Below are 11,962 nucleotides of genomic sequence, written 5' to 3' on the forward strand. Positions count from 1 at the left end.
GACGCTCTTCCGATCTTCTCAACAAGAGCGGATTGTTCAACGTCGAGGTATTCATTGGCGGTGCACTTGGAGAAAACGATGATACCTTGGAACAAGCCATCCAGGGGGCGGCCATAGTCACGGTCTCCGATCCTGGTCGTCTTATGAGTTTTGTCCCGGATTTCGGAATTATCCAGATGCCGTACTTGATCGACGACATTTCGGTCATCAATACACTTTTGGATACCCACATCTATAAAGGTTGGGAGAAGGAGTTTGAAGCACAGGGAATCAAGGTGATTACCTCCAACTGGTACAGTGGTCCAAGAAACTTCGTACTGGACAAGGCCGTTGATACTCCGGCCGACCTCAAAGGTCAGAAGATCCGAACCATTGCCAGTCCGCTCTTCACCGAGAGCGTCAATGCAATGGGAGCTGTCGCCACCCCCATGTCTTGGTCTGAGGTATACCCCGGTATTGAGCAGAAGGTCATCGATGGTTGCGAAGCCCAGACCCCGACCGTATATGCGTCTCATATTTATGAAGTAAGCAAATACATCAACAAGACCGAGCACTTCCAGCTTATCGGTTGCCCGGTCATCGGAACCCTCACCTTCGATACCTGGAGCAAGGAAGCGCAGGATCTGTTTGTGAAGACTTTCCGGGATATTGGGGTGAAGTATCAGGGTCTTGTACTCGGTATGATCGAGAGCGAAGAGAAGGAAATGGCTGAGAAGGGCATGATCATCAGAAAAGTTGACAAAGCTCCGTTCAAGGCAGCAGTCCAGCCGGTATACGAGAAACTCGGATATACGGATGTATTGCAGGAAATTTCCAAGGAACTTGGATTGAATTAAGTTCAGAATTACTATCTGCCTCTTCGCTGAGGCAGATAGTTTGGAGTTGTATCATGGAAAAACAGTCCTCCGATCGTTCCCTGCTTCACAGAGCCTACAACCTGTTATGTGTTGGGGAACTTTACCTAGCTGCTGCATTGTTCATGCTGATTGTCGTCCTGGTCTTCCTTTCCGCCCTTACCCGGAAGATCGGTATCCCCATCCAGTGGACGATGGATGTCACCAAACTCTGCTTTGCCTGGCTTGCTTTTCTCAGTGGCGATATCGCGCTTAGGTCGGGTGTGCTTCCCGGAATCGATATGCTTGTGCTCAAGTTGCGTCCGACACTCCGCGTCATACTTGGTTATGTTGTAAAAATTTGCATGTTCTTGTTGCTTGTCTTCTTCGTCTATTATGGATTCAAGCTTGCCTCTTCCAATGTGAAGCGGACGTTTCAGACATTGCCTATCAGTTATTCATTGGTGACCATGAGCCTTCCTGTTTGCTCAGTCCTGATGATGTTCTCCATGATATCCAATACCGTCGATGATTTGAAAAAGAAAACACATAGGTGATCCGCCATGATACTGTTATTGATATTGTTTGTAGTATTGTTGCTCATCGGTATGCCGATTGCCTTTGTGATCGGGATATCTGGTATGGGGTACTTCCTCGTTGAACGAGCTGTTCCCTGGACGGTTCTCGTGCAGCGTGTGGTGGCTCAGACACAGTCCTTCACGTTTCTGGCTATTCCCTTCTTTATTTTTGCCGGAAATTTGATGAATGAGACCGGAATTACCAAAAACCTGCTCTCGCTTGCCAAACTGCTGACAAGAAAGATGTATGGTGGGGTGGCTCAGGTAAACGTAGTCCTCTCCACGCTCATGGGCGGTGTTTCAGGTTCTGCAGTAGCTGATGCAAGCATGCAGATTCGGATTCTCGGCCCTGAAATGGATAAACAGCAGTATCCCAAAGGGTATACTGCAGCAATTACCTGTCTGTCCGGCCTTGTTGTTGCGACGATTCCCCCCAGTCTTGGTTTGATATTGTTCGGGTTCCTCGGAAATGTATCAATCGGGAAACTGTTTATTGCCGGTATTATTCCTGGTTTTCTCATGGCTGCCTTCTTGATGGTCACCGTAAGTTTGACATCACGCCACCATCACTATGACAAACCCGCCGAAGATGCAACCTTTCCTACGTTCAGGGAAATCGGGGCAAACCTCAAGAAATCCATATGGGCGCTTCTCTTTCCGATCATCCTCATCGTTGGAATCCGCTTCGGTATCTTTACCCCGTCGGAAGCCGGTGCGTTTGCAGTTGTCTATTCAATCTTCTGTGGGGTATTCATCTATCATGAATTGACCTGGGAAAGGTTCTGGAAAGCGTTGCGGAATGCCATTGCTGATCTGGGTTCCATCATCGTCATCATTGCTTTCAGCGGAATCTTCGGCTACGCCCTCACCTTCGGGGAAGTTCCGGTAAAAATGAGTGGGTTCTTGCTTTCCATTACAACGAATGGAACGTTGATGATGTTGTTGCTCCTCACGTTCCTTTTCTTTGCCGGCATGTTTCTGGATAGTGATGTAAATACATTGCTGCTCACCCCGATTTTCGTACCGGTGGTCATGTCGCTGGGGATAGATCCGGTGCATTTTGGCATTTGTATGTCCACCATCATCACCTTGGGTTGTATGACGCCTCCGGTTGGAACCGGCATTTACATTGTCTGCGGGATTGAAGGATGTTCAATCGGGGATTTTGTGAAGGAATCGGTTCCTTTCTTCGTGGCAATATTCCTGGAAATCCTGGTATTGGTATTTTTCCCGCAAATTACCCTCTTCCTGCCGAATTTGATTTACGGGTGATAGCATGCAGGAAAAGGAACTTGATTCAGAAATACATGGGTTTAGGGATGTCTTCTTTTCCCAAGGTTGGCGGGTCTCCTATGCTGATTACGATCCTCAGGGCAATGACCTCTCATGCGCCCGGAGGATGGAGAAGCATCTTGAAACCGAAGAAGCTTTCTATCTTCTCAAAGGACGTGTCTGCTTGGTAACCGCAGGAAGCGGGAAGGTGCTTGGACCGTTGGAAGCACACCCGCTTGAGGACGGTAGGTTGTATATTGTGGGAAAAGGCGAATGGCATCTTGGGATCTTCCACCCCGGAGCAGCGGTTCTGATTGTGGAAAACGAAAAAGAATCATGTTCCGAATCCTTACCGCTCAGCCCTAAGGATTTGGCGGATCTCAAGAAGATTTTTGCTTGAGGGCCTGGAATTTTGCTATAGTGTAACTGTGTAAACTCTTGATGGTGGTGGTTTCATGACATTGAAGGATATTTCTAAGGCTACCGGGTACTCCCTGACGTCGATTCATCGTGCAATATACAATAAGGAAGGACTCAGTCCTGCAACCCGGGATAAAATCCTGGAAGCGGTGAAAAGCATGGGGTACGAGGTCAATTATCTGGCTTCCTCTTTGAAACGGAAAACTTTGAATATTGCCTTTGTCGGGAAAAAGCCCCGGGTAAGCCATGATTACCATCATATGATTGCAGAGGGAGTCAAGTCGGCATTTTCCCAGGATATGGGGATGAATATCGCCCTACGAGAATTCTATTTTGATGGTAAGGCGTCTGATCTTGAGGATGAAGAGTGCAGAATCCTTTCTGATCTGTATTATCAGGACGACTTGGATGGCTTGGTGATCATGCCGATCAATACGGGGATCAAGTTGCAGCTTGCCGTCCAGAAACTCATCGGGAAGGGATATCCTGTGGTGCTCGTCGATGATAGTTTCGCACACATGGATTTTCTTTGCGCGGTCGAGCCGTTCAACGATTTCATCGGCCAAACCGGCGCTGAATTCATGAGTCAGATATGCAAACCCGGGAAGCTGTTGGTGGCGTTGGGGAATGCTTCAAGTAAAGGCCAGATGGAGAACTACGAAAGCTTTGTTGCCTATCTACAGAACCATGCGGTACCCATCACCTGTATTCCTGTGCAGGACTGTTTTGACAAAGCCCAGTTGGTGGATACGCTTGTTTCCTTGATCGACGATGAAGTTGTGGGTCTTTACACAGTCTGTGAGTCGAATACTCCGGCAATCTGCAAAGCAGCGCTTGCCTCAGGCAGAAAGGATCTTAAGGTTCTTGGCTGTGATCTCAGCCCGGACAACAAGACCTATCTGGAAGATGGGGTGCTTTCCGGTATTCTTGATATGAATTCCTACCTCCAAGGATTTCTTGCCATGCGTATATTGTTGGAGTTTATCCTGAAGAACATCCGTCCCAAGGCATCGGTGCTTTCCGTACCGGTGCGGTTGGTTCTTCGCAGCAGTCTGGCATTCTTTGAAGGGGAGTATAGTGCAGGAATTTCCATTGCCAGTCGTAACGCTTGAAGTATCAGCGGACACGGTTTTCGCTCATCATACCCCATGCCGTTATGAGTATACTCTCATACGACTTTTTGAGGCTGCAGTTCGCGGACTATCAGCATTACGTCGGATCAATCCTTCAAGCATCCGATCGGCACCACCAGCACACCGTCATCACGGCGATACGCAAACTCGGTTCCTGTTAGAATCATAAGAAACGAGGGTTCCTTCATCTTATTGGTATCTACCTTGGCCTTCAGCTCCAGCAGGTGTTCAGCCGCTTCCTCGATCTCCTTGGCACCGAGTTTCACTTCGATCGGAGCCCACCTGCCGTCGTTGAGACAGACGACGGTATCCGATTCCAAGCCGCTCGCATCACGATAGTGGAAGACCTGCCCATCGATGGCCTCTGCGTAAACCCGTAGGTCCCTGGTGCAAAGGGACTTAAAGAGGAATCCAAAGTATTGGAAATCCTCGAGCAATCGGGAAGGGGTGAGCCGCATTACGGCTGTCGCGATGGAAGGATCCACGAAATGACGTTTCACTGAAGTTCTGATTGCCGTCTTGGAGCGCAACACAGGGTTCCAGGCAGGAAGATTCTCCGTGACGAAGATACGGTCCAACGCATTCAGGTACTGACTGATCGTCTTTTCTGAGACGCTTGTATCGGCATCGCCTAGGGCAATATCGTCACGTTTCGTCCTGATCGTGGCCATCGTCGCTATGTTTCTGGCATAGGAACGCATCAACGCCCGTACCCGGGCAGGATTCTTGTCCACACCATCAACCCGGGAAATATCCGCATGTATGATTGCCTCCACATAATCCACTGCATGGCGCAACGCAATGCTCCCTTCATCGCCGATGGAAGCCGGCCATCCTCCCCGGACAATGGCTGAAGCTATGCTTTCTATGGATACATCTGAGAATCCCTCGGGATTGGTACTCCCCTCGAACAACGATTTGAGAGAAACCATCCCATTCGACTCCAGGGATTCGAACAGACTCATGGGGCGCATCATCAGTCGTGAGATTCGCCCGGTCCCCGTATGTTGTACCGTATCATCCTGTGGCACCGCCGATCCTGTCAGAATGAACTGCCCTGGCTTGCCTCCCCGTTGGTCGACTATGAAACGTACTGCATCCCATAATACGGGTGCGCTTTGCCACTCATCGAGCAAGCGGGGCGAGTCTCCCTGCAAGAGAAGGGAAGGTTTTGTATCAGCTGCCATGAGGTACGAGGCTGCCTTGTCAGGATCCTGCATGAACAGCTGGCTTTTTGATGCCCTCGTCGCAGTTGCCGTTTTCCCACACCATTTAGGCCCTTCGACCAGAACAGCACCGCTAGAGCGGAGTCTCTCCTGTAAGAGCCCGTCAGCAATACGCTTGAGATAGGTTTGTTTTTCCATGTGGGGATCCTCCTTCCCTGAGACGTATTGTATCCTTTGCTTCCGAGAATATTGGTATTCAACTTCCTAAAAAAATGCTATCATACTTCTTCTTTTGTAGCTGTCAATAAAAGTAGACACCTAGAGTAATTCGATTGCATGGCACTGTTTGCATTTCGTTATTCATTGCTTCTTCTTGTGAAATTGCTCTTTTTACCCGAACGGGCACGCCAGGTGGAGAAAAAAACATGTCTAGGTAGCTGTCTAGACCTGTTTCGCTTTCCTCTTTTGGACAAACTTGGGTATTCCGGAAAGGACTCGGTTCTGGAAAGTCCCCTTTGATGGTATCTCGCCTCTCCTAAATCGACGGTAATAGTTGTCGGGGGTGTCATACCCTATGGTATAGCAGGGGCGTTTGGCGTTGTAGAAGAAGACATAGACGGAGATGGCCCCTCGTATCTGCTCCCTGCCGCGGCACTCCTCGAGCTTGAAATCTTCAACTTCTTCCAGACCTTGAGGACCAATGCCATCCTGGAAGGATTCAATTCGAAGATAAGCATCATCAAGAGTCGGGCAAGAGGCTTCAAGAACATGAGGATCTTCATGAATATGATCTACTTCGTCTGTGGAGAATTGTCCCTTCCCCTGCAGCCCATCATGTAGTTTTATCCACTACAAACAGCGAAAGGCCATGAATCCGAGGATATTGTCAATATACCTCAATGATTATCATAGCCGGATGTTCAGATCCCTGATCATGTGGAATAAGTCTGTAGTTTGCACTTGGAACTTTTCTGCAACATTCAGAATCTTTACTCTACCGCAAGGACTACCCGCATTGATATGTACATATGATTCAAAGGTGACAATAGTGAATCCATGTACGGCGGCAACTGCGATCAACCAAGGATCAGCGACAGATTCATCTGCCTACTGACGAAGCGCTTTTTCCGAATAACATGGATCTTGTTGGATGAACTGAAGGATTTCGGCATATTTGAGAACGATTTCTTGTTGCTTATGATCGATATATCTCCCGATATCCAGATCCTTCATCCAGAGGGCTAAGTCATCCTTCTCATTGGGTTTTAGAATTTCTTTTTTTCACAAGATCCAGGATTGCCAGGTACCCTTCTTGGATCTTCTCAGCCATAGAATCCCAGAATCTGGATGCAATGTCGAACGGATAGTATGAATTCTTTGGTGTGATCAAGGAATTTGTATCTATGAGGTAGATGGTTCCCAATGGCATCAGAACTTCATCCTTTCAATAAGCTCAGAAAACGTATGTCTGTTGGTATCGGTGAGCCTGATAGCTTCGGAGTACAGGGTCTTGCCCCGAGAAACACTGTCCACCACGAAGGCCAAAAACCTTTTGTCTATGCGGCTTCCCTTGGTTCGGTAAAAATCTCCTCCATTATCTTTCTAGGCTTGTTTTTGTTCATGGAAATCCTGTATTGCATCCCTAACGATTTCGTCGTATGTGGTTTGTCCAATTCTTCCGGAGTCCAGTGCCTTTCGTGCAACGATGATGCGGCCGCACTTAACATAATGAGCGACTTTCCCGATGAACTCATCGATGGATGTAGCTCGGATGCTTTGAGCATTCCATATCTTGCCAAATAAGCTGGCTGGCACGAGGATTTCAGCTGCTACCGCATTACAGAGCGTTTCGAGTTTATTGACACTGTTGGAGGTGCTGTACCTGTCGTTGAACAGGTTTTCTACCCCAAGGCAGATATGGACGAATTCATGAAGAGGGAAAACAACCTGCCACTTGCAGAATCCGTTGCATTGATGAAGATCAACGGGGCGAACGAATCGATGAGAGCGAAAGCGCGGAACTCTTCTATGCTGAGTGGTCGATGTGTGTTGTTGCGGACAACGCCGTTCATCATGACAATGACACCGGCTTCGCTCATTCTGTCTCTGAGCTGATTGAAGGAGTTCTCTGTCGTTTCAAACCAGTTAATGGATAAACCAAGAACAGTACGGATATAAGCTGCAATGACAGCAATATCGGTTGCATCTTTGAGCTTGCCGACAATCGGATTGGTTTCAGATCCTTCGTCGATCAGATAGTCCCGTGTTCAATCGATTATTTGCTCCATATCGGCGATGGTATCTATCAGCTCCCTGCTTGGATTCTCGGATTCTGCGCTTGCTATGGTTCTGTACTCCATGAGCTTGATCTCTTCTCTTAGTGGGATTTGAAGGAAGAAATACCCAAGGGGGATGCGGGCTTTTTTACTCATGTCCTGGATTTCATTGAATGTGGGGGCCATTGCCCCTGTCCGCCATTGCTTCAGGAGATCCAGAGATTTTACTGGAGTTGGGTGTGCCCCCAACTGACCGATTACCCAATCGACCACAGCAGGAGAAACAGTGTATGTTGTTTTCATTTTATGTTTCGCCCCCTCCAGTTTAGAACTTCAATATCCATTCGCCAACAAGCTTAGTATCCACATATGGTGAACATATGTTTGTTCACGCCTGTTCCTTCTAAGCCTTGAATACGTAGTTTTCAATCATTCTAGGATTGTCTCTGATCAGCTGAAGTAGTCGGCGGGAGGGCCCTTCTGGAGTATTTCTTCCACGCTCCCAGGCCTCGACTGTTTTCTTGGATACGCCAAGGGATGATGCAAAGAGGACCTGACTCAAGCCAACTTGCTTTCGGATTTGCTTGATGTCCTCGCTGGAAAAAGACTCCACCGGTCTTACTGCAATTTTCGTCTTTCTTGCATCGATCTTTCCTTCCTGGTATTTGACGGCCTCATCCAGCCCTTGCATGATGCTTTTATATACACTCATTTCCTTGTCTCCTGTTTCTGCAGACCTGTTTCCAGAACGACAATCATTTTCGCGATTTCTTTCCTTTCCTTGGGCGATAGATTGTCTTTTTCGGATTTTGGATATGCCGTGATCAAGTAGATCGTTTCATGTATGGTGAAATCGACATATGCAACTCGACCACTGCCGCTTTTGCCACGACCCGGAAAGGCAATCCGGTACTTTCGAAGTCCTCCAGTGCCTCTGAGCACAGCACCTGCCTAGGGATTCTCCAATAATTCTTCTTGTAGCTGCCGAAGTTCCTCATCACCAAGCCCAAGGTGTTTCCATTGGCGATCGAACTCCGGCATCATGACAAATTCACGATTGATCTGCATAAGCTGTCTACAAAATACCCTATCAGATAGGGTATAGTCAAGTGCTTGTCGCATCTATTTGGTCAATGCTTAATTCATCAGGAATGGTCGTTGACATCCTGTCTCAGAACGGAGGCCTTCTGTGAGGGGAACAGCCGATCTACACGCTCTATCGGTTCTTAATTCATGCGTAGCTATCAATAAAATCAGCCTCCACTTGTCAAGAAAAGTCTACACAGAAAGTGGTTTTTCATGCACGGTGCTTTCCTTCCAATTCTCCTTGCAGGTTGTCTGATCAGACAGAAATCGGAACCTGTCCCGTACGCGTTGCCTTCCTCTTATGGCTTTTGTATGGTGTACCGCAGTTCAGCCATGCCCGTACCCATACGCTCTACAGAGGTCAGCTGCAGGACCGGGCTGAGCACCCTTCTGGGGAACAGGGGCTTTCCCTTCCCCAATGTCGCACTTCCGATTTGGATGATCAACTCATCCAACAGTCCGGCATCATGAAACTGCCCGGCGAGATCGCCGCCACCGACAATCCAAATATTTTTCTCTCCGGCTGCCAAGCGCATTTGTGCATGCACCGGTCGTACATCTCCTTGGACGAAACGGATGTCGGCGCCTTCCGGTACAGTCAGCATGCGTGTGGTGAACACCCATGTTGTTTGTGCATACGGCCAGGGTTGCCCGGTCTCTTTGATGTTGCGGACCAGCCATTCGTAGGTTGCGGATCCCATTGCCAAGGCACCAACTTCGGCGATGAACGCAGGGTAACTGGAGGTTTCAAGATCCCCAAGAGGGAACAGCCACTGGAGACTGTCATCTTCGGTGGCAAGAAATCCATCAAGGCTTGTCGCCGTGTAATACTGGGTTTTCATGGTTCTTCAACCTCCTTCTTCCCTGCATACTACAAGGCGGTTGTGCCGGTAGGCAAGTCGATGGCTTGGGTGAACGATCTTTCTCGGCAGGTGCACAGCAAAAACAAATGCATTCAATACGTTAGAATGCGTGTCTCCGATTGGAAAATTGCTCGTCGATGAAGTGTTGGATTTGTCTCCTTCGGGAAACGGATGAACAAGCAAAACGTCTTTCCTGTCTCCTTTGCAAAATCGAATCAATGAAAAAACACCTTCTGTGTGAATTTTTTTTGCCAAGTACTCACACGTTCAATACAGAATTAATAAAATCAATATTTGATACTAAAAATATTAAAAAAATGAATACCTATGAAAAAATAAATTGACAAAAACGATACTGCGACCTATAGTGACCATGAAAGAGGAATACATATGGAACACGGATGGCAACGACTCTTGGCCATGACAGGCGGCAAACAGTTCACCATACAGCAGATACACATACCCGAGGACAACATCACGATTGAAGGGGATTTCGGGCTTCCTCCGTTCGCTCAGCTGAGTATGGAGGACCAGATCTTCATTGCGGCGTTTCTCAAGACCCACGGGTCGATCAAGCAGATGGAATCTATCTTCAACATCAGCTACCCGACGGTGAAGAACCGGCTCAACAGCATTGCACGTCGCTTGGATATCGTCGATGTTTCCATTGATGTCTCCAATCCAGTGTCCAGCATTCTCGACCGCCTGGAGCAGGGGGACATCACCGTCGATCAGGCAATTGAGGAAATCAAATGACACTTCCGGTTTTGATACACATCAAGGTACATGACCCTTCTCATACATTCGGCTTGTACCTCCCCATGGTGCTCATATACCTGCTGTTGCTTCCCTTTGTCATCCTGGGGGCAATCGTTCTGGTAATCCTGTTGGCAATTCCCGAGACAGCCAAGCAAGCGCGAAACTATCTTGTTTTGGCAGGGGCGCTTCCTTCCTTGCTTTCCTCCAGCATTGGGACGGAAATCGAAGTCCATTCAAATACGAAAGATATTCAGCTGCGTATTACGTAGTGAAGAAGGAGAATCCAAATGAGTGAAGAGAGAATGAGAATCCTAACCATGCTGGCAGAAGGCAAACTTACCGCCGAGGATGCCGAGAAGCTGCTGCAAGCCCTTGAGGGAAAAACACGGGAGCCGGAAGGCGTCGAAATACAACGGGACAAAACCACGAAGGGGACATACCTGTATGTGCAGGTGGATCCCAAACAAGGGAAGTCCACCGAACGGGTTTCGGTCAAAGTACCCTTGGCACTGGTGAAAGCCGGATTGAACATTACCAAATTGATACCTGTCGAAGCTCAGGATAAAATCCAGTCATCGTTGCAGGAAAATGGGATCCCCTTCAATCTCAGCGATATCAATGGGCAAAACTTCGAGGAGATCATGGAAGCGCTCGAACAGATGAGCATCGATGTGGACACCGATGATTCATCGGTGAAGGTGTTTTGCCGTTGAACAGGTGTCTGACGACAAACAGTGAAGGAAGATTGTCATGATAGTACTACGCATCATGGAAGCAAGGGACATCGAGGCTGTCGAAGCGCTCATCCTGCAATTGGCACAGGACTTGGGAGAGTCGTTTAGCATTGGTGCAGGCCAATCGGCTGCCCACTTCCAAGCGATGAAACAATCTCCTGACATCTACCAGAACGTTGTCGCATGCATTGATGCTGTCGTGGTAGGGTTCCTTTCTGTGGTGCGCTATCGTTCTTTCTTTCACCACAAAGGCACCGCTCTGGTCAACGAGCTGGTGGTGGCGAAGGAATATCGGGGAATGCACATCGGTTCGGCGTTGTTGGAGCATGCAGCCGACTGTGCCCTCACTGATGGGTTTGACGAGATCGAGGTGGGGGTCATGCAGGAAAACATACGAGCCATCTCGTTCTATCGACGACATGGCTTTTCTCTAGAATACCTGCTTCTGGGCAGGGAGTTCTGTACATGACTTGCCAGCCGGCCTTTGGCCTGGATCCTCTACCGGGCGTATGATGAATCTGTATGGAAGCGAGTTTGCTCCAATTCTTCTCCTCCCTCGATCGATCACGCTTTGTCGATGACCCATACAAGACACTGGCACAAGTGGACCGTCCTCTACCCATAGGCTACGGGCAGACGATCAGCCAGCCAAGTCTCGTGCTGTATATGACTGATCAACTGCAGCTTGAAAAGACGCAGAAGGTCTTGGAAATCGGAACTGGGAGCGGGTACCAGACGGCATTTCTCGCCCAATTCGCCGCTGAAGTCTATAGTGTTGAGCTGCTTGGGCAGCTGCAATGCCGGGCAAAGGAGCGTCTGGATGCTCTGGGATACCGGAACAT

Annotated in this window: 19 protein-coding genes and 1 pseudogene; 11 read left to right on the forward strand and 9 right to left on the reverse strand. The window is 48.5% G+C overall.

The genetic code is table 11. The features are described 5' to 3' along the window. The 5 genes from AB7C91_RS13165 to AB7C91_RS13185 all read left to right on the forward strand — a co-directional run. A partial coding sequence (locus AB7C91_RS13165) for a C4-dicarboxylate TRAP transporter substrate-binding protein (RefSeq protein WP_428592184.1) occupies positions 1–836 on the forward strand: 836 nt, incomplete at its 5' end. A gap of 53 nt (positions 837–889) precedes the next feature. Continuing rightward, positions 890–1,390, forward strand: coding sequence for a TRAP transporter small permease (locus AB7C91_RS13170; RefSeq protein ID WP_428592186.1), 501 nt, complete (start codon positions 890–892; stop codon positions 1,388–1,390). Positions 1,391–1,396: 6 nt separating this feature from the next. Further along, positions 1,397–2,683 carry a TRAP transporter large permease gene (locus tag AB7C91_RS13175; protein WP_428592189.1) on the forward strand — a complete coding sequence of 429 codons (1,287 nt, stop codon included), beginning with the start codon at positions 1,397–1,399 and terminating at the stop codon, positions 2,681–2,683. 4 nt (positions 2,684–2,687) lie between these two features. Beyond that, the gene (locus AB7C91_RS13180; RefSeq protein ID WP_428592192.1) at positions 2,688–3,083 is read left to right on the forward strand and encodes a hypothetical protein; all 396 of its coding nucleotides are present in this window, start codon (positions 2,688–2,690) and stop codon (positions 3,081–3,083) included. Positions 3,084–3,138: 55 nt separating this feature from the next. Continuing rightward, positions 3,139–4,215 carry a substrate-binding domain-containing protein gene (locus AB7C91_RS13185; protein ID WP_428592195.1) on the forward strand — a complete coding sequence of 359 codons (1,077 nt, stop codon included), beginning with the start codon at positions 3,139–3,141 and terminating at the stop codon, positions 4,213–4,215. Between the two features lie 107 nt (positions 4,216–4,322). Here AB7C91_RS13185 and AB7C91_RS13190 read toward each other — a convergent pair whose 3' ends face one another. Then, on the reverse strand, positions 4,323–5,600 hold the full coding sequence (locus tag AB7C91_RS13190) for an ATP-binding protein (protein ID WP_428592198.1): 1,278 nt from the start codon (positions 5,598–5,600) through the stop codon (positions 4,323–4,325). 471 nt (positions 5,601–6,071) lie between these two features. Here AB7C91_RS13190 and AB7C91_RS13195 point away from each other — a divergent pair, with 471 nt between their 5' ends. Continuing rightward, positions 6,072–6,242: a transposase gene (locus tag AB7C91_RS13195; protein ID WP_428592223.1), complete on the forward strand. Its 171-nt coding sequence runs from the start codon at positions 6,072–6,074 to the stop codon at positions 6,240–6,242. A gap of 66 nt (positions 6,243–6,308) precedes the next feature. Here AB7C91_RS13195 and AB7C91_RS13200 read toward each other — a convergent pair. The 8 genes and pseudogenes from AB7C91_RS13200 to AB7C91_RS13235 all read right to left on the reverse strand — a co-directional run. Continuing rightward, positions 6,309–6,488: pseudogene (locus tag AB7C91_RS13200) on the reverse strand (DUF4411 family protein); the annotation flags it as partial. Between the two features lie 169 nt (positions 6,489–6,657). Then, positions 6,658–6,831, reverse strand: coding sequence for a DUF4411 family protein (locus AB7C91_RS13205; protein WP_428592201.1), 174 nt, complete (start codon positions 6,829–6,831; stop codon positions 6,658–6,660). Positions 6,832–7,004: 173 nt separating this feature from the next. Beyond that, positions 7,005–7,319, reverse strand: coding sequence for an ImmA/IrrE family metallo-endopeptidase (locus tag AB7C91_RS13210; protein ID WP_428592226.1), 315 nt, complete (start codon positions 7,317–7,319; stop codon positions 7,005–7,007). Continuing rightward, positions 7,304–7,501 carry a hypothetical protein gene (locus tag AB7C91_RS13215; protein WP_428592204.1) on the reverse strand — a complete coding sequence of 66 codons (198 nt, stop codon included), beginning with the start codon at positions 7,499–7,501 and terminating at the stop codon, positions 7,304–7,306. The genes AB7C91_RS13210 and AB7C91_RS13215 overlap by 16 nt, the downstream gene beginning before the upstream one ends. A gap of 168 nt (positions 7,502–7,669) precedes the next feature. Beyond that, positions 7,670–7,981, reverse strand: a complete 312-nt coding sequence (locus AB7C91_RS13220; RefSeq protein ID WP_428592206.1) for a hypothetical protein — start codon at positions 7,979–7,981, stop codon at positions 7,670–7,672. Between the two features lie 100 nt (positions 7,982–8,081). Further along, positions 8,082–8,390 carry a helix-turn-helix domain-containing protein gene (locus tag AB7C91_RS13225; protein ID WP_428592208.1) on the reverse strand — a complete coding sequence of 103 codons (309 nt, stop codon included), beginning with the start codon at positions 8,388–8,390 and terminating at the stop codon, positions 8,082–8,084. Then, positions 8,387–8,620, reverse strand: coding sequence for a type II toxin-antitoxin system RelE/ParE family toxin (locus tag AB7C91_RS13230; protein WP_428592211.1), 234 nt, complete (start codon positions 8,618–8,620; stop codon positions 8,387–8,389). The genes AB7C91_RS13225 and AB7C91_RS13230 overlap by 4 nt, the downstream gene beginning before the upstream one ends. 443 nt (positions 8,621–9,063) lie before the next feature. Further along, complete coding sequence (locus tag AB7C91_RS13235) at positions 9,064–9,606, reverse strand: dihydrofolate reductase family protein (protein ID WP_332445796.1); 543 nt, start codon at positions 9,604–9,606, stop codon at positions 9,064–9,066. A gap of 411 nt (positions 9,607–10,017) precedes the next feature. Between AB7C91_RS13235 and AB7C91_RS13240 the strand changes: the two genes are divergently transcribed. The 5 genes from AB7C91_RS13240 to AB7C91_RS13260 all read left to right on the forward strand — a co-directional run. Then, positions 10,018–10,383 carry a DUF2089 domain-containing protein gene (locus tag AB7C91_RS13240; protein ID WP_332445797.1) on the forward strand — a complete coding sequence of 122 codons (366 nt, stop codon included), beginning with the start codon at positions 10,018–10,020 and terminating at the stop codon, positions 10,381–10,383. Further along, positions 10,380–10,655 (forward strand): hypothetical protein, encoded by a 276-nt coding sequence (locus AB7C91_RS13245; RefSeq protein ID WP_332445798.1) that lies wholly within the window; start codon positions 10,380–10,382, stop codon positions 10,653–10,655. Before AB7C91_RS13240 ends, AB7C91_RS13245 begins: the two co-directional genes overlap by 4 nt. Positions 10,656–10,673: 18 nt before the next feature. Further along, a complete protein-coding gene (locus AB7C91_RS13250; protein ID WP_332445799.1) occupies positions 10,674–11,099 on the forward strand; it encodes an SHOCT-like domain-containing protein in 426 nt (141 codons plus the stop codon). Between the two features lie 37 nt (positions 11,100–11,136). Then, on the forward strand, positions 11,137–11,589 hold the full coding sequence (locus AB7C91_RS13255) for an N-acetyltransferase family protein (protein WP_428592217.1): 453 nt from the start codon (positions 11,137–11,139) through the stop codon (positions 11,587–11,589). A 53-nt stretch (positions 11,590–11,642) separates the two neighbouring features. Continuing rightward, a partial coding sequence (locus tag AB7C91_RS13260) for a protein-L-isoaspartate O-methyltransferase family protein (protein ID WP_428592220.1) occupies positions 11,643–11,962 on the forward strand: 320 nt, incomplete at its 3' end.

Origin of the sequence: Sphaerochaeta sp. (genome assembly GCF_050256055.1) — a bacterium.
Classification (GTDB): domain Bacteria; phylum Spirochaetota; class Spirochaetia; order Sphaerochaetales; family Sphaerochaetaceae; genus Sphaerochaeta.